Below are 23,346 nucleotides of genomic sequence, written 5' to 3'. Positions count from 1 at the left end.
GGCGGGCAAAAGTATTACAGAACAACATGATGTTGAGTGGTCGTTCCGTGTAGTGTTGCGTCAGACGGGGCGTACGTTGGCATCGCAACGGCTGATGACTCTGCTGCTGGTGGTGACGATAGCCGTGGCCACGGGAGCGTGCACACTGCTGGACGCGACGTCCCGATCCGAGATCTTGTCCGAGTATGATGAGGCGGTGGTGGCCGGGCTGAATGTATATCATGCGCATGCTGCAGGGGACGATGGTACTGGCCGGATCAGCGCCGCGTTGTGCGCGTCGTTGAACACGAATCCATCGGTTCGCGCCTCAGCCGGGTTTTTCGGTTCCCATGCGGCGATGATCATCAAGGCTCCGGGACAGCGTTTCTCGTACGTTCCCGTGGTCGGCGACATCACCCGTATCCTGTCGGTGAACAATGCGTCCGATTACGATGATGGCTTCTTCATCGATCGACAAACCGCCACAGGGATCGGCATCACCGATGGGGACAACGTGCAGGTGAGGCTTGATGACGGTGCCGTGCAGACCGGCGTGGCTCACGTGGTGGATGCCGATCGCGGGTTCGCCGACACTCCACGATTGTGGGCGTATGCGGCACCGCAGGGCAATCTCACTGACTGCTATGTGGAGTTCGTTCCCGGGGCGATGTCCGATGACGAGCATGCGGTCGGCTGGCTGACATCGGCGTTGGATGGACAGGCTACGACCATATCGGTCACATCGATGGCGCAGGTCGATGGGGACCGGCTGCTGGATCGGTATATGGGACGTTCCACGCGGCTACTGTGGGTCGCGGGTGGCGTGGTGACGTTCCTGCTGCTGTTTCTGCCGATGGTGTTCCGCAGGCATGAGTTCGCGTTGTATCGCAGCGTGGGGGCCGGCAGGAATCCCACCGCACTGATTTTCGTGCTCTCGAGCATGGCGGTCGCGCTGCTGGGGTATGGCATCGGCCTGGCATGGGCGATATTGATGGTTCTCTGGACGCACCGCGGTTTGCCGTCACCGGGGGAGACGATCATGTTCGCCAGCGCATCAACGATGACGTGTGTGACGTTGCTCACACTAGGGTGCGTGGTGTTGTCACGAGGCAATATGGCCGCATACATTCATAGGCAGCTTTGAATGGATTCCCAACGTCTGCGCGCGCTCACACGGCGCGTGGCGATTGTCGCCGACGACACATACAGTTGCATCGTCAAGTTCAGTCCAGGCCTGCACATTAGTAACGCGGACCCCCGATAGCAAAGGACATACCATGGCGCAAGCTACCATCTCCATCACGGTCGACGACGAGGCGAAGGAGGTGGAAGCAACCACCACCGGCGTCGAACTGTTCGCCGACGACAAGAACATCATCGCCGTGCGTCTGAACGGCGAACTGCGCGATCTGTACACGCCGCTGCATGACGGCGACAAGGTCGAACCCGTCGCTCTGGACAGCGAGGACGGTCTGGCGATCATGCGCCACTCCGCCACCCACGTGATGGCCCAGGCCGTGCAGCAGATCCGCCCAGAAGCCAAGCTCGGCATCGGCCCGGTGATCAAGAACGGCTTCTACTACGACTTCGATGTGGACGAACCGTTCACCCCGGCGGATCTCAAGGACATCGAAAAGCGCATGCAGCGCATCATCAAGTCCGGCCAGACCTTCCGCCGTCGCGCCGTCACCGAGGAGGAGGCCCTCGAAGAGGAGAAGGACCAGCCGTACAAGATCGAGCTGATCAAGGACAAGGAAGCGCATCTTGACCCGGAGGCCGCCACCGAGGTGAGCGAATCCGAGCTGAGCTTCTACGACAACGTGGATCATGACGGCAATGTGGTCTGGAAGGACCTGTGCCGTGGACCCCACCTGCCCAACACCCGTTTCATCAAGGCGTTCAAGCTGGAGCGTAGCGCGGCCGCCTACTGGCGTGGCAGCGAGAAGAACCCGATGCTGCAGCGCATCTACGGCGTGGCGTTCTTCACCAAGGAGGATCTGAAGGAATACCAGACCAAGCTGGAGGAGGCCGCCAAGCGCGATCACCGCAAGCTCGGTCAGGAAATGGATCTGTTCTCCTTCCCCGATGAGATCGGACCGGGTCTGGCCGTGTTCCATCCCAAGGGCGCCGCGATCATCAACGCCATGGAGGACTACTCGCGCGAGCAGCACCGTAAGCACCACTACAGCTTCGTGCAGACCCCGCACATCACCAAGGGCGGCCTGTACGAGACCTCCGGCCACCTGCAGTGGTACAAGGACGGCATGTACCCGCCGATGCGCCTCGACGAGGAGCGCGACGAGAACGGCAACATCACCAAGCAGGGCTTCGACTACTACCTCAAGCCGATGAACTGCCCGATGCACAACCTGATCTTCAAGTCCCGCCAGCGCAGCTACAAGGAGCTGCCGCTGCGCCTGTTCGAGTTCGGCACGGTCTACCGTTACGAGAAGTCCGGTGAGGTGCACGGCCTGACCCGAGTGCGCGGTCTGACGCAGGACGACTCCCACATCTACTGCACCCGCGAGCAGATGAAGGACGAGCTCAAGAGCCTGCTGAACTTCGTGCTCGGTCTGCTCAAGGACTTCGGTCTCAACGACTTCTATCTGGAGCTGTCCACCAAGGACGAGCACAAGTTCGTCGGCTCGGATGAGATCTGGGAGGAGGCCACCAGCACGCTGGCCGAGGTCGCCAAGGAGTCCGGTCTCGAACTCGTGGCCGATCCGGGCGGCGCCGCCTTCTACGGCCCGAAGATCTCCGTGCAGGCACGTGACGCCATCGGCCGCACCTGGCAGGTCTCCACGATCCAGCTGGACTTCAACCTGCCCGAGCGCTTCAAGCTCGAATACATCGCGAAGGACGGCACGCACCAGCGCCCGGTGATGATCCACCGCGCACTGTTCGGCTCCATCGAGCGCTTCTTCGCCATCCTGCTCGAGCACTATGCCGGCGCGTTCCCGGCATGGCTCGCCCCCGTGCAGGTGACCGGCATCCCGGTGGCCGACGAGTTCGCCCCGCATCTGGAGAAGTTCATCCACGAGCTGGAGGACAACATGGTGCGCTGCGAGATCGACTCCTCCGACGATCGTTTCGGCAAGAAGATCCGCAACGCGTCCAAGTCCAAGGTGCCGTTCACGCTCATCGTGGGCGAGGACGACATGAACAAGAACGCCGTGAGCTTCCGTTTCCGTGACGGCAGCCAGCTCAATGGCGTGCCGGTGGATCAGGCCAAGGAGTCGATCCTCAAGGTGATCGCCAAGCGCGTGCAGGTCAATTCCGCCGACGACTTCACCGCCGCTACTGAAGCCTGATTCCGTCAGGTTCCCGCCGGTCCGCTCCGGCGTCTGACAATACTGGTCCGCAGGATGGGTGCCTGTCCTGCGGACCGGTATTGTCGATATACCACCATAAAATCGCACTGTTTAACCATCCATAATCCTTAGGAGAGTCATGTCAGGACATTCCAAGTGGGCGACTACGAAGCACAAGAAGGCGGCAATCGACGCCAAGCGTGGCAAGCTCTTCGCCAAGCTCATCAAGAACATCGAGATCGCGGCCCGTCAGGGCGGCGGTGACCCGAACGGCAACCCGGCTCTGTACGATGCCATCGTCAAGGCCAAGAAGAACTCCATGCCTGCCGACAACATCAAGCGTGCCGTCAAGCGTGGCTCCGGTGAGGAAGCCGGCGGCGCCAACTACGAGGACATCGTCTACGAAGGCTACGCTCCCGGTGGCGTTGGCCTGATCATCGAATGCCTGACCGACAACCGCAACCGTGCGGCCGCCGACGTGCGTTCCACCCTGTCCAAGAACGGCGGCTCTCTGGCTGAGAATGGCTCCGTGAGCTTCAACTTCGAGCGCAAGGGCGTCATCGAGGTTCCCTCCGAGGGCGTGGACTTCGACAACCTGTTCGAGATCGCAGCCGAGGCCGGTGCCGAGGACGTGACCGATGATGGCGACGTATTCACCGTCACCACCGGCCCGAGCGATCTGATCACCGTCCGCAAGGCCCTGCAGGACGCCGGTATCGATTACGACTCCGCCGAACTCGCCATGGTCGCCCAGAACGAGATCGAACTCGATCTCGACGGTGCTCGCAAGGTCTCCAAGCTGATCGACGCTCTCGACGACCTCGACGACGTGCAGAACATCTACAGCACGTGGAAGGCCACCGACGAGATCATGGCCCAGCTGGACGAGGAGTAGTCCTCCGTTTCAGCGAACAGCCAAGGAGTTCATTGCATGATCATTCTTGGAGTCGACCCCGGACTCACCAGGTGCGGAGTCGGCGTTGTGGAAGCCGGCGCTTACCGCCGGCTTTCCTTTATTCACGTCGATGTCGTCCGCTCCGATCCGCACGAATCGCAGGACCTGCGCCTGCTCAAGATATACAAGGGTTTGTGCGCCAAGCTCGATGAGTTCATCCCTGATGCGGTGTCGATCGAGCGCGTGTTCGCCCAGGCCAATCGCAACACCGTGCTCGGCACCGCCCAGGCCGCCGGCGTGGCCATGCTCGCCGCAGCGCAACGCGGCATACCCGTGGCATTGCATACTCCGACCGAGGCGAAGCTGGCCATCACCGGAAACGGTCAGGCGCAGAAGATCCAGGTCGAACGTATGGTCACGCGTATTCTCAATCTCAATACCATGCCAACGCCGGCAGATGCCGCAGATGCTCTCGCACTGGCCATCTGTCATGCGTTGCGTCCATCGGGAGCCCTGCAGGGCGGTGAACGGGAACAGCATCTCACCCCGGCCCAACGGCAATGGGCCGAAGCGACGCGCAAGGCGAATCGTGGCAAAATGCTGCATCGAGGCATGTAACTTCCGTACAGCCGTAATCCCGGCATGCGGAAGTGGGCATATGACCGTCTGATCCGCTACAATACCGAACAGATGTTCGAAATAGTTCGTCGGGGAAATGAGGTAGTCGATGATCGCAAGCCTGAATGGCACGATTGCAGCGGTCACCAAAGACGCGGCAATCATCGAAGTGGGGGGAGTGGGCTACGAGGTCCGTATGCCGGGCAGTGATCTGGCCGCCATGCACATCGGACAGAAGACAACCGTCTTCACCCGTCTTGCCGTCTCACAGGACGCCATCGCCCTATATGGCTTTCTGTCGAAGACGGCCAAGGATCTGTTCCTCAGTCTGCAGAAGGTCAGCGGCGTAGGTCCTAAGGTCGCATTGTCCCTGGTATCCACGCTTGGACCGACACAGCTGATGAGCGCCGTCGCCAACGGTGATGCCGCCGCCCTTTCCAAAGCCCCCGGCCTTGGAAAGAAGGGGGCGCAGAAAATCATTCTCGAGCTGAAAGGCTCGATCAATCTCAGCGAGCTCGAAAACGGGACTCAGACTGTGGAGGAACCAAAGGATTCAGGCACCGAGCAGGTCGTGGAAGCCCTGGTCTCTCTGGGCTGGCAGCAACGCGACGCGGTACAGGCCGTCCGTCAGGTGCTGCAAAGCGAGCATCACGAGGGGCCTGTCACGTCACAGGACGTGCCGCAGCTGCTCAAGACCACATTGGCATCCATGGACAGGGGAAGGTGATCAGACGTCATGACGAACGACGATGATATGCAGGTCAACGCCGGTGCCCGGGAGGAATCCCTGCGCATGGTCTCGGCCACGCCGATGGGTGCCGATCAGGTCAGCGACGAGGAGCTTCGGCCTTCCGGACTCGACGAGTTCATCGGACAACCCCGACTCAAGGCCCAGATGAAACTGTTCCTCAACGCGGCCATGAAGCGAGGCGTGGCCCCGGACCATATTCTGCTTGCCGGCCCTCCCGGCCTAGGCAAGACCACGTTGGCCATGATCGTGGCCAACGAACTTGGCTCACCCATCCGCATCACCTCCGGACCGGCCATCCAGCACGCCGGCGATCTCGCATCCATCCTGTCCTCCCTGGAGGAGGGTGAAGTGTTGTTCATCGACGAGATCCATCGTCTGCCGCGGGCCGCCGAGGAGCTGCTGTACATCGCCATGGAGGACTTTCGTGTGGACGTCGTGGTGGGCAAGGGACCCGGCGCATCGTCCATTCCGCTGACCCTGCCGAGATTCACCGTGGTGGGAGCCACCACCCGCGAAGGCATGCTACCGTCGCCATTGCGGGCCCGTTTCGGTTTCACCGCACATCTCGACTTCTACCCGCGTGATGAGATGCGTAAGCTGATCCTGCGCTCGGCGACCGTGCTGGGCGTCAGCATCGACGAGGACGCGGCCGAGCAGCTGGCCCGCCGATCCCGCGGAACGCCGCGAATCGCCAACCGTCTATTGCGACGTGTCCGGGACTGGGCCGTCGTCCACGATCTTGACCATGTGGATGCGTCAGCCGTTCGCGACGCCCTGGATCTGTATCAGATCGATGTGGAGGGCTTGGACCGTCTGGACATCGCCGTGCTCAAGGCCATCTGCGGCAGCTTCAACGGAGGACCCGTGGGACTGAACAATCTTGCGGCCATGGTGGGTGAGGAATCGGAAACCGTGGAAACCGTCTGCGAACCGTATCTCGTCCGAGAGGGCTTCCTGGTGCGTACCCCCAAGGGCCGCGTGGCCACCTCGCGGGCATGGGAGCATCTGGGAATCACCCCGCCGGATGATGTCAACGTGCTGTTTTAGCCTAAATGGGTTGGTTCCCGAAGGTTTTCAAGCGTTCGGGAGCATCACGACTAGCCTGCAAAGGAGATCAAAACATTATGGGTGGTAATTCAAACACCATGATGCTCATCGCCATCATCGTCGTCATCGCCGGCATGATGTGGTACCAGTCCCGCCAGTCCAAGAAGAAGCAGGGTGAAGTGCAGAACTTCCGCACGAGCCTGAAGAAGGGCGATCCGGTTGCCACGTACTCCGGTCTGATCGGCGTTGTTGAGGAGGTCGATCTCGATGCCGACCAGATCGTCATCAACTCCGAGGGCACTCTGAGCCGCTGGCGTATTCAGGCGGTCACCGAGCCTCCGGTCGTGCCGAACTACGTATCCGACGAGGAGTACGAACGCGAGCAGAAGGAGAAGGCCGAAGAAGCCGATTCGGATGCCACAAAGAACTCCGACGGGATCGCTGACGCCGACTATGTCAACCCCGCCGACGCTCAGGACAATGACACTGAAACCGTGAAGTCCGAGGAATCCGACAAGGACGACACTGACAAGAAGGACGAGCCCGCCAAGTAAGACGGGTCCGCCAGCATAATGGCAAACCGTGGCCGGCTCCCTTTGGGGCCGGCCATATATTTCGTCAGAGGTGAAGACAATGACATCCGACATCACCGTCAACCAGCTGTCAGCCATGGGGGAGGAGAACGCGGAATATCTGCTCTCCCTTATCCGCACCATTCCCGGCTTCCCGAAGGAAGGCATCAACTTCAGGGATTTCATGCCTGTTCTTGCCGACGCCAAGGGACTGTCCATCCTCATCGACGCGCTGGTCGAGTCACTCCCGGTGGCTCCCGATGAATTCGACGTCGTGGCCGGACTCGAATCCCGCGGCTTCCTGATCGGTGTTCCACTCGCTTTGCGTCTGGGCAAGGGATTCGTGGCTATCCGCAAAGCGGGCAAACTGCCGCCGCCCACCAAGCGCATGGAGTATTCTCTCGAATACGGTACTGCCGCGATCGAAATCGAGGATCAGGCCGTTCGCCCCGGTGAACGCGTGCTGATCGTCGACGATCTCATCGCCACCGGCGGTACCGCGCAGGCGGCTGAGAAGCTGATTCAGGAGCACGGTGCCACCGTGGCCGGCTTCAGTTTCGTCATGGAGCTTGCCGGCATTCCCACGCCGCCCTCCATCGGCCAGCACAAGAGATCATCGCTGCTGACCATGCCCGCCTGACGAAACCGTTTTCCGGGAACACAGGGATTCCGGTTTCGGCAAGCCGGTTACTCTCATCAGAGACGAAAGGAAATACGAGGTCATCCCATGGACCTTTACGAATACCAAGCGCGAGAGCTGCTCGAAGAGGCTGATATTCCCACGCCCCGCGCGATCTTTGCGCAGAACTCCCACGACGTGGCCGAAGCGACGAAAACGATTGGCTTCCCCTGCGTGATCAAAGCCCAGGTGAAGATCGGCCACCGTGGCCAGGCCGGCGGAGTCAAGATCGCCCACAACCTCGAGGAAGCCATTCTGCTGTCGGAGCAGCTGTTCCCCATGACCATTCATGGACATAAGGTCAACGGCGTTCTGGTCGCCGAAGCCAAGAACATCCTCCACGAATACTATGTCTCGATTTCCGTGGACCGCACCTCGCGCGACTACGATGTGCTCGCCACCGCGAACGGCGGCACTGAGGTCGAGGAAATCGCCAAGGCGCATCCCGAATCCGTCAAGCGCCTGCATATCGAGCCGCTGGAGGACTTCGATCTCGCCGCGGCAAAGCGCATGGCAGAACAGATCGGCTTCTACCATGCCGATGGGGATCAGGCCGCCGCGATCCTGCTGAACATGTGGAAGGCGTTCCGCGACACGGACGCCACGCTGGTGGAGATCAACCCGCTGGCGAAGATCGGCGATCCCGAAGACGAATCCTCGAAGTCCCTGTGCGCCTTGGACGCCAAGATCTCCCTCGATGACAACGCAGCGTTCCGTCATGACGGATGGAAGCGCTTTGTGGATCCGAACGCCGGCGACCCTCTGGAGAATCAGGCGCGCGCGCTTGGACTGCACTACGTGCATCTCGACGGTCAGGTCGGCATCATCGGCAACGGTGCGGGACTTGTCATGAGCTCGCTCGACGCCGTGGCAGGAGCAGGCGAAAGCCAGGGCAGTGGGGTCAAGCCCGCCAACTTCCTCGACATCGGCGGCGGAGCCTCCGCGGCAGTCATGGCGGAGAGCCTTGAGATCGTTCTGGAGGATCCGAAGGTCCAATCCGTATTCATCAACGTGTACGGCGGCATCACCTCATGCGAGGAAGTGGCCAACGGCATTCTTGAAGCCATCTCCTCCCTCAACAGCATCCGACCGATCGTGGTGCGATTCGACGGCAACAAGGCCACGGAGGGCCTGCGGATCCTCGCCACGGCGAACAATCCGCATATTCTCGTGGCCAAGACCATGGAACAGGCCGCATCGAAGGCGGCCGAACTCGCAGCGAACAGCAAGGGAGATGCACGATGACACTGTTTATCGAAGATGGAGCCCCCGTCATCGTTCAGGGCATGACCGGACATCAGGGCATGACGCATACTGCCCGTATGCTGACCGCCGGAACCCGCATCGTCGGCGGTGTCAATCCGCGCAAGGCGGGAACCACGGTGCCGTTCACCGTGGACGGAGAACAGGTCGAGATCCCGGTGTTCGGCACATGCGCCGAAGCGCGAGAGACCACCGGTGCCAAGGCCAGTGTGGTGTTCGTTCCCCCGCGTTTCGCCAAGGGAGCGGTCGTCGAAGCCGTTGAGGCCGGCATCGAGCTGATCGTAGTCATCACCGAGGGCATTCCCGTCGCCGACACCGCTTATTTCGTGGCTCTTGCCCGAGAAAAGGGCGTGCGCATCATCGGGCCCAACTGCCCTGGTCTGGCCACCTTCGGCACCGGCGATGATCCGCATGGCGTGAATCTCGGCATCATTCCGGATGGGATCGTGCCGCGCGGACCGCTCGGTCTGGTGTCCAAGTCAGGCACCCTGACCTATCAGCTCATGGGCGAACTCTCCGATGTCGGCTTCACCGCCGCTCTGGGAGCCGGTGGAGATCCGATCGTAGGCACCACCCTTCTGGAAGCCGTGCAGGAGTTCAATGCCGATCCCAACACCAAGGCCGTGGTGATGATCGGCGAGATCGGCGGCAGCGCCGAACAGGAAGTCGCCGAATGGGCCAAGGACCACATGACCAAACCGCTGGTGGCATACATCGCCGGTTTCACCGCGCCGGAAGGCAAGCAGATGGGCCATGCCGGTGCCATCGTTTCCGGAGGCAAGGGCACTGCGAAGGAGAAGAAGGAAGCACTGGAAGCCGTAGGCATCCGTGTTGGCCGTACTCCTGGTCAGACCGCTGAAATCATGCACGAGATTCTGGCTGCCAACAATATCGCATGAGGCTGAATCCCAAGGATTTCGTCAGGGGACTGGGCGTATCCGCCCTCTCCCTTGCCCTATATGCCATAGCATTGGCCTGCTTCAACGCCCTGATGCTGCTGATCATCTCCATGGAGGAAGGCGGTCAGGGCGTTACCGACTACACCATGAATTTCACCGAATCGGTGATACTGCTGTCTCAGGGCGTCGGACTTGAATTCGAAACGATTCATCTCACGCTGATTCCATGGGGATTGACGATCCTGCTGATCGTTCTGATCCGTTCCGCGGCATCACGGCTGGGAAGCTCATGGCCTGGGCTGCTTACCGGTTTGGCGTTATGGGTGGCTATGCACGCATGGATGGCGGCGACCGTCCAGATGGTCCTCATCGATTCCATGCCCGTCATCCTGCTGAAGACCGGTGCCATATACGCCATCGGATATCTATGGGCGTTGATTCCCCGCACCAATCTGGTCAAGCGCATCAGGTTGGACAACATCTCGGTTCTCCCGTCTCCCGTACTCATGGCGCTACGTGAGGCGTTGCGTCTGACTGGCATTCTCTTCACCTGCTTCATGCTGATGGCGGGCATTACCGTGATCACATGGGTCGCCCTCAACCATCAGGCCATGCACCGACTGTTCCATGACATGGGCATGGCGACGGGATCAGCGGTCATGACCACGATCGCAAGTCTGATCTGGTTGCCGACATTCATGGTCTGGGCACTGTCCTGGGTGTCCGGAGGAGGATTCTCCATCGGTTCCATCGCCACGTTCTCGTTATGGAACGGTCAGGCGCAGTCACTCCCGACGATACCGGTATTCGCACTGTTTCCGGAAGCGATCGCTCTTCCGTGGGCGAGAATCACACTCATGGCCATCCCGTTTGCATTGTCGTTGATTCTGGGCATCTGGCAGGTATTCTCCGCGAAACGATTCAACGTACTGGAACGAAATAGCGGTCAAGATCCCCGTGAGACCAGTAACGGTGATTCCCGTAATGACGACTCGCACGGATTCGTTTCATGGCAGACTATGCGCCTGTTCGTTCCTCCGGCAATCGCGTTCTGTCTGGCATGTGTGCTGCTCAGTGTACTGCTTCCCGTTATCTTCACCATGGCAAACGGCTCTCTCGGATATGACCGTCTGGCCCATGTCGGTGTGGATATCGCCACATCAACGCAGGCGCTTGCCCGTCCAACCGCGTTGGGGTTCCTATCCGCGTGGGTGTTCGGTCTGATCATATCGGCGGCGCGATATGCCTTCACGAGACTGTCCACGACCGCTCGCAACCGACATGAGAACACCCCCGATGACAAGCGTTCTGCCAGAACCGTCAATTCCGGAGACTCCGAGTCCTTGTCAACGGCAATGGACCATGACAACGGCTCCGTTCCGTCCGCTTCCACAGGCGATTCATCAGAACACATGAACGATCGCAACACGGCCAGCGGAAATCACGATGGCCGGACATCCCGCACCGTCTCCAGCGACGGCCATGCAACTGCTCAATCCTCCGCTACCTCTACAGTGGGGGTCAGGACTTTCCGCACCGTTTCCTCGGCGGAATCCGTCAATCCGACAATTAAGGAGGACAGGTAATGTCAAACAACGCGCGTCCCATCAAACGTGCATTGGTGTCCGTGTTCCATAAGGACGGCATCGAAGTGCTGGCCAAGGCCTTTGTGGCCGCCGGCACCGAGGTCGTATCCACGGGTTCCACCGCCAAGAAGCTTGCGGAACTCGGAGTGAACGTCACGCCCGTCGAGAAGGTCACCGGATTCCCCGAAAGCCTCGATGGCCGTGTAAAGACGCTTGATCCTCACATTCATGCCGGCATTCTCGCCGACATGACCAACCCCGAGCATGTGAGCCAGCTCGCCGAGCTGGGCATCAAGCCGTTCGATCTTGTGGTCGTGAACCTGTATCCCTTCGCTGACACCGTTCGCTCAGGTGCCAATGAGGCGGACACCATCGAGAAGATCGATATCGGAGGCCCGTCGATGGTCCGTGGTGCGGCCAAGAACAGCGCCACCGTGGCCATTGTCACGGACCCCAACGATTACGCACTCGTCGCGGAACGCGTGGAGAACGGAACCGGCTTCACTCTGGAGGAGCGTCGCTATCTGGCGGCCAAGGCCTTTGCTCATACTGCGGCCTATGACGCCACCATCATCGAATGGGCATCCAAGCAGTGGCCGAAGCCGGCTTCCTTCGTCAAGAGCGAGGATGACGTCGAACCGCAGATCGACGAGAAGCTGTTCCCCGCCACGTTCACCGAAACCTGGGATCGCACCCACGTGCTTCGTTACGGCGAGAACCCCCACCAGCAGGCCGCGCTGTACCTCGATCCGCTGAACCGCAACGGCTTTGCCCATGCCGAACAGCTGGGCGGCAAGCCGATGAGCTACAACAACTACGTGGATGCCGACGCCGCCTGGCGTGCCGTCTGGGATTTTGCCCCGCAGATCGCCGTCGCCGTGGTGAAGCACAACAATCCCTGCGGTCTCGCTCTGGGCAAGACCGTGGCAGAGGCGCACAAGAAGGCCCATGCCTGCGATCCGATGAGCGCCTACGGTGGCGTGATCGCCGCCAATTCCACCGTGACCCTGGAGATGGCGGAAAGTGTCCGTCCGATCTTCACCGAGGTCATCGTCGCGCCCGATTACGAGCCCGAAGCCCTCGAGCTGTTGCAGACCAAGAAGAAGAACCTGCGTATCCTCAAGGTTGCCGAGCCGCCGAAGGCCAAGCGTCAGATCCGTCAGATCGACGGCGGTCTGCTGGTGCAGTCCACGGATCTCATCAACGCCGTGGGCGACGATCCCGACGCCTGGAAGCTGGTTTCCGGCGAGCCTGCCGACGCTGAGACCCTCAAGGATCTGGTTTTCGCATGGCGTGCCATTCGTTGCGTCAAGTCCAATGCCATTCTGGTGGCTCACGATCAGGCCACCGTCGGTATCGGCATGGGCCAGGTCAACCGCGTCGATTCCTGCAATCTCGCCGTGGAACGCGCCAACACGCTGGCGGATGGCGCGAATCGTACCAACGGTTCGGTGGCGGCTTCCGATGCGTTCTTCCCGTTCGCGGACGGTGCCGAGATCCTCATCAAGGCCGGCGTCAAGGCAATCGTGCAGCCCGGTGGTTCCATCCGTGACGAAGAGGTGATCGAAGCCGCGAAGAAGGCTGGAGTCACCATGTATCTCACCGGTACCCGTCATTTCTTCCACTGATCGTGACGGACCATATCGGCGCATGACGACGACACCACGCAAAGATCCCGGACAGCGGTCCGAGTCACATCCGTATGTGTCTGAAGCCCATGAGGGAAAGCCACCCTTCGAATGGGGGGTGGCGGCCCTCGTCGTGGTCTCCGCAATACTGGCCGCTTTTGGCCATCTGTTGGGGGCCACACTGGTCATCTCCATCACATCAATCGTGTGTGCGGCCATACGGCTGACGCTACGGGAGCGAAGCCCCTGGAAGATTCGATCGGTCGGATTCGATGCTTTCTTCGGTTTTGCCCTGGGCATCGGATTGGTGATGGCTTGGGCGGCCATCATGTTGTGGTGATGTCCAGCGACATCCATACGGGACGGACAACGGCTAAACAGGGAAGGCCCCTCTAATTACCGGCTCGCACCTCCGATTACTGCAATGATTCAGCTGCAATGATCGGAGGTGTGGGGGTAATTAGAGGGGCCTTTCTGCTGACTGACGGTTAGCAATCTAGGGACAAATCGCTAACTGGCGTGCTAACGGGGGTTCCGTTCGGTGCCGTCGGCACCGGAATCGCCTGCAACAGGTTCCGTCTCATGAGCGGCGGCATCCGTCACCGCTGGCACCGGCGCATTGCCACGGAGTTCATTCCCATCATTCTCGCCGTTCTCGGCAGGTTCTGCTTCGACGGTCTCGGTTTCGGCAAACTGGGACGCATCATCCAAGTCATCAGTCTCGGACTCTTCCGAAGCGCTTTCAGTGGTATCAGCGACGACTGCCGCCTTGGCCGCTGCATTCTTCGCAATCATATCGGTGAGCGTGGAGCTCAGCAGCATGACCAACGCGACAACGGCGCCAGCCAGCAGCGGGCAGATCCAGAACAGCCACAGCTGGCTCAGCGGCTCGACCGTCAGATCCTTGCCCTGCGCGAACAGTGCGATGCCGGTGGAACGAGCCGGATTGAGACCCGCCCCGGTGATGGGATAGGTGACGGCCGCAGCAACACCATAGGCAAGTCCCACGGCACGCGTGTGATTGGGAAGCGGCGAGCCATCCTGATTCAACGTCACGATGGCCGCGGCGACCACCAGCAGGCTCATGACCACTTCCACGGCAATGGCCATATTGGAATCGAAGCTCAGACCGGTCTGCTGCAACGTGCTGTTCGACAGATACGACAGGGATGTGGTGTCGAAGCCGTTGACCGCATAGGTGAGCCACGCCTTGGCGGCGACGCTCTCGCTGGTGGGCAGAATGGCGACGACGACGGCACCGGCTGCAATGCCGCCCAGGACCTGTGCCACGAGGTACAGCAGTGCGTCCAGCCAGGAGATTCGTGACGTCAGTGCTGCCGCCAACGTGATGGCAGGGTTGAAGTGCGCCCCGGAGAACCGTGAGAACACGGCCGTGGCCGCGGCATATGCCACGCCGACCACAGCTGCGATGAGAAGGATATTGATGCCATACAACACCGTGCCATATGTGCTTACGGCGTAAATGACAAAACAGATGAAGAAGCTGCCGGCGAATTCGGCGAGCGCTCGAATGATGAGGGATTCGGCCGGTGCAGAGGACTGGCCGTTATTGGGAATGGGCTGTTCGGTCGTTGCATCCTCGGCGTCCACCACCGCCGATTGTGTGTATGCCGACGTGGATGTCTGTGACATATGAATCCTTTGATAGTCTGACAAAACGTCTCATATGCTACCAGTGGTTCAGGCATACCGATAGAATGAGATCACTGTGATTTCCTGAGAATCATCTGTGAAAATAGCAGTGAGTAGAAGCAGATTTGCATATTATGAAAGGCCACGTTGGGAGAACGATGCCAGAACAGTATTCATCCTCCAAGAAATCATCCGAACGTTCCGATCGGGACGCTGAGAATATTCGCCTGCAGAAGGTCCTTGCCCAAGCGGGGTTTGGTTCTCGCCGCAAGTGCGAGGAGATCATTACCGAAGGCCGTGTGGAGGTCGACGGTGAGCTGGTGACCGAGTTGGGAACCCGTGTCAATCCGAAGCGCCAGAAGATCCTGGTTGACGGATCCCGTATTCACATTGATGATCATCATGTGACGCTTGCGCTGAACAAGCCCAAGCGTGTGCTGTCCACGATGAGCGATCCGAAGGGTCGTTGGACGCTGCGTGACATCATTGGGGACAAGTATGAGCGTGTGTTCCATATGGGCAGGCTCGATTACGATTCCGAAGGTCTGATCCTGATGACCAATGACGGCGAGCTGTCGCAGCACGTCATGCACCCCAAGTATGAGGTGGCGAAGACCTATATCGCCACCGTGGAGGGACGTCTTGGCGGTAACGTCTGCCGTCGTCTGGTCCGTACCGGCGTCAAGCTTGACGATGGTTGGGTCAAGCTTGACAAGTGCTCGATTCTGGATCAGAACCGTGAGTTCACTATGGTTCGTGTGGTGCTGCATTCGGGTCGCAACCGCATTGTCCGCCGTATTTTCGGCTCGATCGGATTCCCGGTCCGCCGGCTGATCCGCACGCAGATCGGTCCGATCAAGCTTGGCGAGCTCAAGCCCGGCTCGTATCGTGTGCTGTCACCCACCGAGGTGAAGTCTCTGGAGAAGGAGGTCGGCCTGTGATTCGCGTTGCGATCGACGGTCCCGCCGGTGTGGGCAAGTCATCCACGTCCAAGGCGCTGGCCAAGTATTTCGGGTTCGCGTATCTCGATACCGGAGCCATGTATCGTGCCGCGACATGGTGGTGTTTGCATCAGGGAGTGAATCTGGATGCCGAGCAGCCGGACGCGGATCTTATCACCGCTACGGTCGGTCGGTTCTTCACCGAAGACCATTTCGATATTTCCGTGGATCCCGACGATCCTGACGTACTGTCCGATGGGGAGAGCATCGCCGAGGAGATTCGTTCCACGGAAGTGTCCTCGCATGTTTCGGCGGTGTCTTCAATCCCCTCCGTCCGGCGTTTGCTGATCGCGGCCCAGCGCGCGTTCATCGCCGGTGAGGAGAATCCGGATTCGTTCTCGAATGGTGCTGGGATCGTGGCTGAGGGACGTGACATCACCACGGTGGTTGCTCCCGATGCTGAAGTTCGTGTGTTGCTGACGGCCCGCGAGGAGGTTCGTGCTCAGCGTCGTGCCGCACAGTCAGCCCAGTCGGAACGGTCCGAGAATGGTACCGTGGGTTCCGATGACGTGGCTGCCAGGGATCGCGCTGATTCCAAGGTCACCAACTTTCTGACCGCCGCCGATGGCGTGACTACAGTCGACAATTCCGATATGGATTTCGGCGAGACGCTGGACGTGCTCGTCAATCTGGTGGAAGAGGCCATGGAGGCACAGGCGTATGAGAGTTACGCCGCGAATCTTGCCGACTATGAGCTTGATGCCGAGGATGAGCGGCTGCTCAGCGGGGCCTTCCAGGAGGGGACCAGTGAACCCGGTCCCAAGGCCGTCGGCGTGCTCGCCGTGGTGGGACGTCCGAATGTGGGCAAGTCCACGCTGGTCAACCGTATTCTCGGTCGCCGTGCCGCCGTGGTGGAGGATACTCCGGGCGTGACGCGTGACCGTGTCAGCTATGACGCGGAATGGGCGGGCACGAATTTCAAACTGGTCGACACTGGTGGCTGGGAGGCAGACGTCGAGGGTATTGAATCCTCGATCGCTAATCAGGCGGAGATAGCCGTGCAAATGGCCGATGCCGTGGTGCTGGTGGTGGATGGTCTGGTCGGCATGACCGCCAGCGACGAGCGTATCGTACGGATGCTGCGCAAGTCCGGCAAGCCAGTGACGCTGGCCGTCAATAAGGTCGATACGCAGTCCGACGAATATCTCGCCGCTGATTTCTGGAAGCTGGGCATGGGGGAGCCGTATTCGGTTTCCGCCATGCACGGCAGGGGAGTTGGTGATCTGCTTGATGCCGCTTTGGACAAGCTGAAGAAGGCCGAGAAGACCTCCGGCATGCTTACTCCATCCCATCTGCGTCGCGTGGCGCTGGTGGGCCGACCGAACGTTGGCAAATCGTCGCTGCTGAACCGTCTGGCCGGTGAAGAACGCGCCGTGGTCAATGATCTTGCCGGCACCACCCGTGACCCGGTCGATGAGATCGTGTCCGTGGATGGCGAGGATTGGCTGTTCATCGATACGGCAGGCATCAAGCGTCGCCTGCACAAGCTGTCGGGTGCCGAATATTATTCGACGCTCCGCACGCAGGCTGCTTTGGAACGTTCCGAACTGGCTCTGGTGCTGTTCGATGTCTCTCAGCCAATCTCCGATCAGGATCTCAAGGTGATGAGTCAGGCCGTGGACGCCGGACGAGCCGTCGTGCTCGTGTTCAACAAGTGGGACGCACTCGATGATTTCGGACGCCAGCGCGTTGAACGTCTCTGGGCCACGGAATTTGATCGTGTCACCTGGGCACAGCGCGTCAACCTGTCCGCCAAGACCGGATGGCACACCAACCGTCTGGCCAGGGCGATGCGCACCGCTCTGGAATCCTGGGACAAGCGCATCCCCACCGGCAAGCTCAACTCGTTCCTCGGACAGCTGCAGGCCGCCCACCCGCACCCGTTGCGTGGTGGTAAGCAGCCTCGCATTCTCTTCGCCACCCAGGCGTCAAACCGTCCGCCTCGTTTCGTGATCTTCGCCACCGGGTTCCTAGAGCACGGCTACCGTCGTTACATCGAGCGTAGTCTGCGCGAGGAATTCGGATTCGAAGGATCGCCGATCCAGATCTCCGTAAAGATCAGAGAAAAGAAGCGCCGCAAGTAGTAAGCCAGCAGCAGACGATCATCAGGCCGGACGCTGCATGCCATATGACATTACGGGGGTATTCCATACGAGTACCCCCGTAATGTCATATGAGAGCATGCCGTGCGTGACGATGCGGTGATTATGCCCAGCGGCCATCGCTAACGATAGATACATGCATGGCAATTGACGTCTCCGAACCGCATTTCGATCTCGCATAAGAACCGCGACCACGAACGAAGGAACCGCAAAAACGTTGCGATTCCTTGCAACACTCCGAGAGCAACACTCGATTTGGCACTATCGGAAATGCTGTGCTAAATTATCTTCTCGTTGCCACGGCGACATCGGACCGTAGCGCAGTTTGGTAGCGCACTTGACTGGGGGTCAAGGGGTTACTCAGTCATACTGAGTGACACCTGACCGGATGTCAGCTACCAGTAGGGCTAAGGGCCTACGCTGAAAAGCGGATAATTTAAGACAGACACGATTAGACACGATGACGGAATTACCTACGTTGTTTTTCCCGCTCAGACACGACGTGAATAATCAGTCAATCGGACCATAGCGCAGTTTGGTAGCGCACTTGACTGGGGGTCAAGGGGTCGCGGGTTCAAATCCCGCTGGTCCGACCAGAAAGCCCGGAATTTCAACGATTTCGGGCTTTTTTGTTATCGTACGAACCCCCTCTTTTGGCCCTCCAGACACGATTCAGACACGATTTTCGGACACGACCAGACACGACGACCATGCGACACGCCTCAAATCAAGCCATTTTCAAGCGGTCGCCCGGCGACTTTCCCGGCTCTTCCAAGACGACTTTTCACAACTTCTCCATACCGTGTCTGGCCTCTTCCCACTCGCGTCGCCGTACCGAGTAGATGTCCTGGTTGTAGTAGGCGGCTTCCTTCTCGACCCGTCTGCGGGCTTCATCATCCTTGCCCCACCATCGGACGAACTGACCCGGCCGCACACGGTTCTGCCCCTCGTCCTGCGCCATGCGACGCAGCGCCTTCGGGTCGAACACTTGCTTGGCGCGGAAGTTCGTCAGCCGGTCGCGAGCGATATACGCCGCGACGAGACGCCATTGCTTGCGGGCCTTGCCGATGACGTACAGCACGCCGCCATGCTCCAATGGGCTCGAAGACCAATAGTCTGCCACGTACACCTTCGTGCCGGGGCTGAAGATCTTCGTGCCGTGTTCGATGTGGTGGTCCTGGCCGACCTCGTGTTCGTCCACGACGTTGGCGATCAGGCACCATGTGAACAGCTTGCCACGCTGCCGCTGTTTCGCTTCCTCCATACCCAACATGGTACGGCCCCGCTCTCCCATCTTGGAGGGAGGGGCCGTCTTGCCGTTGTCAGTCGGCTCTTCGACGCAGCAATGGCACGATGTCGCGCAGGGTGACATGGCCGTTCTGGTAGGGTGTGAGGCGTTTTTGGTGGATCCATGTGCGGATGGTTGCGGCTGGCAGTCGTATGCCGGCCTTCGCGCATTGGTCGCTCAGTTGCTTGGGCGTGCCCTTCTTCTCCGACTTGGCGAGCTGGTCGAGCAGCCGGTCGGCAACGTAGGTGCGGTTCACCTCGGCGCCGCAGGAGCGGCATTCGCCCATGTGGGCGCGCGGCGCGCCCCAGACGACGCCGTTCTGGCAGAACGGGCATGCGCCGAACGCCACCCGCGTCTGTGGCGGATCCACGGCACGGTTGACCTTGCCGGCCATGTCAACGATGTCACGCCACCATAAACGGGCGTCCGGCGCGGCGAACAGCGGCTTGTCGTCTTTGAGGATGCCGTGTGCGAGCTCCGGTATGCCGGCGGTGCGTCGGACGGCGGGCGGGCATCCGCATTGCAGCGCCGCGAGCCGCACCAGCTGCTCCGCCCGGCAGTGCAGTTCCCACGCCTGCTCGCGCAGCAGCAGCGGCGCGTGCGCCGACCTGCTGCGCACGCCGGTGTGGTCGTTGTCGCCGGTGCCGGCCTGACGGTTGGCGATCAGCAGCAGTGCGGGTGTGTCTACCGCGATCGAGGCGAGCGCTTCACGGAACCGTCTGGCGCAGGGAGCGCACACGTTGAGCTCTCCCGCATGGTTGCCGTCCCTGTTCGCACAGTACCGGGTCATGGTCGTGCCGCCTTCACGCCGGGGTGCTGGTGGAGTTGCTGTCGGTCGTCGGTGTTCCAGCCGCATGAGCACCACCAGCGGAATCCCGTGCTGGAGTATTCGGTGATGATCTGGTGTTGTTCATGCATGGTCGGCCTCCGTCTTGTCGGCGTAGCGGACGTGTTCCTGCATGAGGCCCAGTGACGTGTAGTCGTGGCCGCACGAGCAGATGAACACTGTGCCCTGTTTGGCGGTGTCCACGAGGCGGTGCGTCATCGACGGTCGTGCGGGCCGGGGTGACTGGTACGAGGCTACGGGCATGAGGGTGGCTTTCTCTTCGAGATGGGCAAGGAACTGTCGGGTGCTGCGGGTCTTGTATCCGCACGTGCATTCGCGCGTGGTGCCGGCCGCGGTGCCGAACCCGCTGACGGCCGCCGGCTGACGCAGGAACTGGATGGCCGCGGGATACGTGCGGCGCAGCCGGTGGTGCGTGGTCTCCGGCAGACGGACGACGCGGGGTCGGGGTCGTGTGTGGGGTGGATGATGCTCATAAGGGTCGTCTCCAGAGTTCGGTGAACAATCGGACGTCCTCGTCCGACAAATGGATGCCGGGATCCCAGCGCGGGGCCGGTTTCCTTGTGATCGGTGTGAATGGTTTGAGGCTGATGGGCGTGCGGTGGCATTCATGGACGGCGAGGTATTGGCCGTCCGGGCTGATGCCGCGCGCGCCGCACGGGTTCTGCAGGGTGAGCAGTCCGGCGGTGTGCTGGTGGATGCGGGTGAACGGCCGTTCGAGGATGATCGCGGTGGTGAGGTCCTTCGCGTCGAGCACGCCGGGATCGTATGTCTCCCATACGGGCCCCTGCTCGTCCACGGCCACCCACTCCCGGCAGCCGGCGCATCGTCTGGCTTTCAGCCGGCCGGTGCACAGGTGTGTGAGCCATGCGGGTTTGCGTCTAGGCATGACGGTCTCCCAGTTGTCGGGTGACGCTGCGCCATATGGTCTCCAGCTCCGTGTCCTGTAGTCCGCTGGCGTGGCCGCGCTGGTAGAGGTCGTCGCGGATCCGGGCGGCGTTGTCGGGGTGATTGGCGAGCCGTCCGTACGCCCACCGGTGCAGCGTGTCGTTGCGCGAGCCGGGCGCGACCGGGGTCATGTCGGGCTCGTTCCTGACGCTCTTGCCGGCCATGCGCGTGGACCGGTAACGGGTGCGCATCATCACCGGCCGCGCCCCGTCCGGCTGCATCGTCGCGGGAATGGCGCCGTCCACGTAGCCGTGCTCTCTGAGCCACGCGACCATGACGGGCGGCATGAGGGGCGGCTTCCCGTCGGGAAGGTCGAGCAGCCGGTACCGTCCGCCGTCGTCCAACACGCTGCCTGCGCCGATGACGTAGCCCTTGCCCTCGCATCGGATGTCCACCGGCTTGCCGGTCAGGTGTACGCCGTTCTTGAGTTTGCCTTTGAGCTCGTCGGGGATGAGGTAGTAGGCGTGCACGCTGGTCAGCCCGTGGCGTTCGCCGGTGGGTGTGGATACGAGGTAGGTGCGTGGGAACGCGCTGCCGCCGTATGGGCCGATCTCACGGTTGAACACGTCCCAGCCCGTGGGCGCGTCCGCGAGCACGCGTCCGTTCTTGTCCTTGGCGACGTCGAGGTCGATGACCGCCATGCCGGCCGCGGGGATGACCGCGTACGCATTGCCGGTGGGCGTGCGCGTGGAGCCGGCGGGCAGGTCCTTCGCCTTCTGCCAGTCGTAGGACTTCTTGCCGTCCGTGACGGTGGCGTAGTTGACCGGGTAGCCGGCCTCGCCGGGCGTGACCGTCATATCGCCCTCGATGGGTTGCGGCGGGTCCGGTATGGTCTCGTTGACGGCCTGGTTGATGTCGTGTTCGCTCTTGGCCCGGTACACGGCGAAGATCTTCTCGTCGGCGACGACGAGCACGCGCGCGACCTTGCCTTCGACGCGTTTGCACGTGGATTCGAGGCCGAGCTTGGTCACGGAGTTGCGGTGTGTGGCCGACGACGCGTAGTAGGGGTTGTCGCCGCTGACCGCGTACCCCTGCACGATGATCTGGTCCACGATCCACTGCTCATGCTCCGACAGGTCGTCGCCCGATCCGATGGCCACGTCATCCCATGGCTTGTCGCTGCGCTCCCACAGGCGGCAGGATGCCATGAGGAACGGCACGGCCCCATGCTCGGCACGGAAGGCCAGCAGTTCCCTGAACTCCGCCTCGGCGCGGTTGTCGCGCATGCGGACGAACACGCGGCGGCGTTTCAATGCCTCGGTGTTGGCCATGATGACGGGATTGTTCGACGCGATGATGAACGTGGCCTTGTTGCGGAAGCTGACCGTGTTCTCCTGGATGCGTCGGGCGGCCATCATGTCGCCGGTACCGATCTTCTTCAAGAGCGTGGCCTGTTCCAAGGTGATGATGTCAGCGTCCTCGTCATACGCCCACAGGGCTCCGATGAGTTTGAGCATCTCCTGATCGGTCGCGAACCCGCCCGCGCCCTTCGCACCACCCAACAGGGTCTTCGCGTTCACCGCCGTGGATAGTCCGGGGAACGACCTGTTCAACGCACCCAAGAGGATGCCCTTGCCGTTGCCGCCGCCACCGTAGAGCACGTAGAACAAATGCTTGTACGCCTCCAGCAAGGGCGTGGCGAACATGCGGCCCAAGTTCTGGGCGGAGTGTTCGTCGGCGGTCACGAACCTGAGGAACCGGCCGGCCTCGGCCACCAGCCCGTCGTCGTAGTCCTCGGACAGGCTCACCTCGAACGGGTCGTTGAACAACGGCTGGTCGGGTGTGACGCGACGCACGCGCCCGTCGATCCGGTAGAACGCGAGGTTCGCGAACTTGACCCCGTGACGCACCCGGCCCGGCAGTTTCGAGCATTCGACGCGCATCTGGGTGTTCCATGGCAGGTACACCTTGCCGGATCCCTTGACATGGTATTCGTCCTCGATCGAGCCGATCGCGTGCCACGAGTCCAGCAGGCGGTTGCGGCCGGTGTCGTCCACGTCGCGCACGTAGATGGTGCGCCCGTCCTCGCCGAGCAGCATGCTGCCGTTGCGGAAGTCCCACAGCGCCTTCGCATACCCGTCGTCGAAGTATTCGCGGTTGTTGTTCATCTCGTTGCGCGGCACCGTGACGCTTCGGCCGAGACGGTCGAAGAACGTGTGCTTCCAGTCGTCCTCGGTCACGCGCATGCCCATGAGCACGCGGGCCACGTGGCTGGGCCCGTTCGGGATGACCGAACACTGGTGCGTGTAGGGAACGTTCACTGGTCTGCCTCCCTTCGTTGG

The 23,346-nt window shown here is 61.0% G+C and carries 22 protein-coding genes and 1 tRNA gene; 16 read left to right on the top strand and 7 right to left on the bottom strand.

Going from position 1 to position 23,346, the window contains the following annotated elements; translation table 11 throughout:
• Positions 1–76: 76 nt before the first annotated feature.
• The 13 genes from EP30_RS05410 (at position 77) to EP30_RS05350 (ending at position 13,568) form a co-directional block, all read left to right on the top strand.
• Entirely contained in the window at positions 77–1,123 is a 1,047-nt protein-coding gene (locus EP30_RS05410; protein ID WP_140556825.1) for an ABC transporter permease, read from the top strand.
• A 133-nt stretch (positions 1,124–1,256) separates the two neighbouring features.
• Entirely contained in the window at positions 1,257–3,290 is a 2,034-nt protein-coding gene (thrS, locus tag EP30_RS05405; RefSeq protein WP_094664446.1) for a threonine--tRNA ligase, read from the top strand.
• Between the two features lie 139 nt (positions 3,291–3,429).
• Complete coding sequence (locus EP30_RS05400) at positions 3,430–4,185, top strand: YebC/PmpR family DNA-binding transcriptional regulator (RefSeq protein ID WP_094664448.1); 756 nt, start codon at positions 3,430–3,432, stop codon at positions 4,183–4,185.
• Positions 4,186–4,221: 36 nt separating this feature from the next.
• Positions 4,222–4,803 carry a crossover junction endodeoxyribonuclease RuvC gene (gene ruvC, locus EP30_RS05395; protein ID WP_094664450.1) on the top strand — a complete coding sequence of 194 codons (582 nt, stop codon included), beginning with the start codon at positions 4,222–4,224 and terminating at the stop codon, positions 4,801–4,803.
• 109 nt (positions 4,804–4,912) lie between these two features.
• On the top strand, positions 4,913–5,530 hold the full coding sequence (gene ruvA, locus EP30_RS05390) for a Holliday junction branch migration protein RuvA (RefSeq protein WP_140556823.1): 618 nt from the start codon (positions 4,913–4,915) through the stop codon (positions 5,528–5,530).
• Between the two features lie 9 nt (positions 5,531–5,539).
• Positions 5,540–6,601, top strand: coding sequence for a Holliday junction branch migration DNA helicase RuvB (gene ruvB, locus EP30_RS05385; RefSeq protein WP_140556821.1), 1,062 nt, complete (start codon positions 5,540–5,542; stop codon positions 6,599–6,601).
• A gap of 77 nt (positions 6,602–6,678) precedes the next feature.
• Entirely contained in the window at positions 6,679–7,155 is a 477-nt protein-coding gene (yajC, locus tag EP30_RS05380) for a preprotein translocase subunit YajC (protein ID WP_181160807.1), read from the top strand.
• 79 nt (positions 7,156–7,234) lie between these two features.
• On the top strand, positions 7,235–7,813 hold the full coding sequence (locus tag EP30_RS05375; RefSeq protein WP_140556815.1) for an adenine phosphoribosyltransferase: 579 nt from the start codon (positions 7,235–7,237) through the stop codon (positions 7,811–7,813).
• Positions 7,814–7,900: 87 nt separating this feature from the next.
• Positions 7,901–9,097 carry an ADP-forming succinate--CoA ligase subunit beta gene (gene sucC / locus EP30_RS05370; protein WP_140556812.1) on the top strand — a complete coding sequence of 399 codons (1,197 nt, stop codon included), beginning with the start codon at positions 7,901–7,903 and terminating at the stop codon, positions 9,095–9,097.
• Positions 9,094–10,014: a succinate--CoA ligase subunit alpha gene (sucD, locus tag EP30_RS05365; RefSeq protein WP_140556810.1), complete on the top strand. Its 921-nt coding sequence runs from the start codon at positions 9,094–9,096 to the stop codon at positions 10,012–10,014. Before sucC ends, sucD begins: the two co-directional genes overlap by 4 nt.
• Positions 10,011–11,600, top strand: a complete 1,590-nt coding sequence (locus EP30_RS05360) for a DUF6350 family protein (RefSeq protein ID WP_140556808.1) — start codon at positions 10,011–10,013, stop codon at positions 11,598–11,600. The genes sucD and EP30_RS05360 overlap by 4 nt, the downstream gene beginning before the upstream one ends.
• The gene (purH, locus tag EP30_RS05355; protein WP_140556806.1) at positions 11,600–13,228 is read left to right on the top strand and encodes a bifunctional phosphoribosylaminoimidazolecarboxamide formyltransferase/IMP cyclohydrolase; all 1,629 of its coding nucleotides are present in this window, start codon (positions 11,600–11,602) and stop codon (positions 13,226–13,228) included. The genes EP30_RS05360 and purH overlap by 1 nt, the downstream gene beginning before the upstream one ends.
• A 22-nt stretch (positions 13,229–13,250) precedes the next feature.
• Positions 13,251–13,568: a DUF3017 domain-containing protein gene (locus tag EP30_RS05350; protein ID WP_140556804.1), complete on the top strand. Its 318-nt coding sequence runs from the start codon at positions 13,251–13,253 to the stop codon at positions 13,566–13,568.
• Between the two features lie 182 nt (positions 13,569–13,750).
• Here the strand turns inward: EP30_RS05350 and EP30_RS05345 are convergent, their stop codons facing one another.
• Positions 13,751–14,881: an MIP/aquaporin family protein gene (locus EP30_RS05345; protein ID WP_140556802.1), complete on the bottom strand. Its 1,131-nt coding sequence runs from the start codon at positions 14,879–14,881 to the stop codon at positions 13,751–13,753.
• Between the two features lie 158 nt (positions 14,882–15,039).
• Here EP30_RS05345 and EP30_RS05340 point away from each other — a divergent pair, with 158 nt between their 5' ends.
• The 3 genes from EP30_RS05340 (at position 15,040) to EP30_RS05330 (ending at position 18,580) form a co-directional block, all read left to right on the top strand.
• Complete coding sequence (locus EP30_RS05340; RefSeq protein ID WP_094664472.1) at positions 15,040–15,822, top strand: pseudouridine synthase; 783 nt, start codon at positions 15,040–15,042, stop codon at positions 15,820–15,822.
• A complete protein-coding gene (gene der / locus EP30_RS05335; RefSeq protein ID WP_094664474.1) occupies positions 15,819–17,966 on the top strand; it encodes a bifunctional cytidylate kinase/GTPase Der in 2,148 nt (715 codons plus the stop codon). Before EP30_RS05340 ends, der begins: the two co-directional genes overlap by 4 nt.
• 537 nt (positions 17,967–18,503) lie before the next feature.
• Positions 18,504–18,580: transfer RNA gene (locus EP30_RS05330), tRNA-Pro, on the top strand.
• A gap of 188 nt (positions 18,581–18,768) precedes the next feature.
• On the opposite strand, the gene EP30_RS05325 is transcribed toward EP30_RS05330, so the two are convergent.
• From EP30_RS05325 to EP30_RS05310, 6 genes are all read right to left on the bottom strand, one after another.
• Positions 18,769–19,248 (bottom strand): hypothetical protein, encoded by a 480-nt coding sequence (locus EP30_RS05325; RefSeq protein WP_140556800.1) that lies wholly within the window; start codon positions 19,246–19,248, stop codon positions 18,769–18,771.
• A 58-nt stretch (positions 19,249–19,306) separates the two neighbouring features.
• Positions 19,307–20,062, bottom strand: coding sequence for a hypothetical protein (locus EP30_RS11110; protein WP_258185379.1), 756 nt, complete (start codon positions 20,060–20,062; stop codon positions 19,307–19,309).
• On the bottom strand, positions 20,059–20,190 hold the full coding sequence (locus tag EP30_RS11105) for a hypothetical protein (protein ID WP_258185378.1): 132 nt from the start codon (positions 20,188–20,190) through the stop codon (positions 20,059–20,061). The genes EP30_RS11110 and EP30_RS11105 overlap by 4 nt, the downstream gene beginning before the upstream one ends.
• Positions 20,183–20,317, bottom strand: a complete 135-nt coding sequence (locus EP30_RS11100) for a hypothetical protein (RefSeq protein WP_258185377.1) — start codon at positions 20,315–20,317, stop codon at positions 20,183–20,185. The genes EP30_RS11105 and EP30_RS11100 overlap by 8 nt, the downstream gene beginning before the upstream one ends.
• A 271-nt stretch (positions 20,318–20,588) precedes the next feature.
• Positions 20,589–21,005: a hypothetical protein gene (locus tag EP30_RS10900; protein WP_181160806.1), complete on the bottom strand. Its 417-nt coding sequence runs from the start codon at positions 21,003–21,005 to the stop codon at positions 20,589–20,591.
• Positions 20,998–23,325 (bottom strand): bifunctional DNA primase/polymerase, encoded by a 2,328-nt coding sequence (locus EP30_RS05310; protein ID WP_181160805.1) that lies wholly within the window; start codon positions 23,323–23,325, stop codon positions 20,998–21,000. Before EP30_RS05310 ends, EP30_RS10900 begins: the two co-directional genes overlap by 8 nt.
• Positions 23,326–23,346 lie beyond the last annotated feature (21 nt).

Origin of the sequence: Bifidobacterium sp. UTCIF-39 (genome assembly GCF_006408715.1) — a bacterium.
GTDB lineage: Bacteria > Actinomycetota > Actinomycetes > Actinomycetales > Bifidobacteriaceae > Galliscardovia > Galliscardovia tissieri.
Note: the sequence above shows the minus strand (reverse complement) of the source record. Positions and strands in the feature narration are given on the sequence as shown.

Bases quoted from the DNA above. Each gene is read 5' to 3' on its own strand.
- EP30_RS11100 (WP_258185377.1), bottom strand. From the start codon at position 20,317: ATGACGCACCGCCTCGTGGACACCGCCAAACAGGGCACAGTGTTCATC.
- sucC (WP_140556812.1), top strand. From the start codon at position 7,901: ATGGACCTTTACGAATACCAAGCGCGAGAGCTGCTCGAAGAGGCTGAT.
- ruvC (WP_094664450.1), top strand. From the start codon at position 4,222: ATGATCATTCTTGGAGTCGACCCCGGACTCACCAGGTGCGGAGTCGGC.
- EP30_RS05360 (WP_140556808.1), top strand. From the start codon at position 10,011: ATGAGGCTGAATCCCAAGGATTTCGTCAGGGGACTGGGCGTATCCGCC.
- EP30_RS05345 (WP_140556802.1), bottom strand. From the start codon at position 14,881: ATGTCACAGACATCCACGTCGGCATACACACAATCGGCGGTGGTGGAC.
- EP30_RS11105 (WP_258185378.1), bottom strand. From the start codon at position 20,190: ATGCATGAACAACACCAGATCATCACCGAATACTCCAGCACGGGATTC.
- thrS (WP_094664446.1), top strand. From the start codon at position 1,257: ATGGCGCAAGCTACCATCTCCATCACGGTCGACGACGAGGCGAAGGAG.
- yajC (WP_181160807.1), top strand. From the start codon at position 6,679: ATGGGTGGTAATTCAAACACCATGATGCTCATCGCCATCATCGTCGTC.
- EP30_RS11110 (WP_258185379.1), bottom strand. From the start codon at position 20,062: ATGACCCGGTACTGTGCGAACAGGGACGGCAACCATGCGGGAGAGCTC.
- ruvA (WP_140556823.1), top strand. From the start codon at position 4,913: ATGATCGCAAGCCTGAATGGCACGATTGCAGCGGTCACCAAAGACGCG.
- EP30_RS05375 (WP_140556815.1), top strand. From the start codon at position 7,235: ATGACATCCGACATCACCGTCAACCAGCTGTCAGCCATGGGGGAGGAG.
- EP30_RS05350 (WP_140556804.1), top strand. From the start codon at position 13,251: ATGACGACGACACCACGCAAAGATCCCGGACAGCGGTCCGAGTCACAT.
- ruvB (WP_140556821.1), top strand. From the start codon at position 5,540: ATGACGAACGACGATGATATGCAGGTCAACGCCGGTGCCCGGGAGGAA.
- EP30_RS05340 (WP_094664472.1), top strand. From the start codon at position 15,040: ATGCCAGAACAGTATTCATCCTCCAAGAAATCATCCGAACGTTCCGAT.
- EP30_RS10900 (WP_181160806.1), bottom strand. From the start codon at position 21,005: ATGCCTAGACGCAAACCCGCATGGCTCACACACCTGTGCACCGGCCGG.
- EP30_RS05400 (WP_094664448.1), top strand. From the start codon at position 3,430: ATGTCAGGACATTCCAAGTGGGCGACTACGAAGCACAAGAAGGCGGCA.
- EP30_RS05325 (WP_140556800.1), bottom strand. From the start codon at position 19,248: ATGGAGGAAGCGAAACAGCGGCAGCGTGGCAAGCTGTTCACATGGTGC.
- purH (WP_140556806.1), top strand. From the start codon at position 11,600: ATGTCAAACAACGCGCGTCCCATCAAACGTGCATTGGTGTCCGTGTTC.
- sucD (WP_140556810.1), top strand. From the start codon at position 9,094: ATGACACTGTTTATCGAAGATGGAGCCCCCGTCATCGTTCAGGGCATG.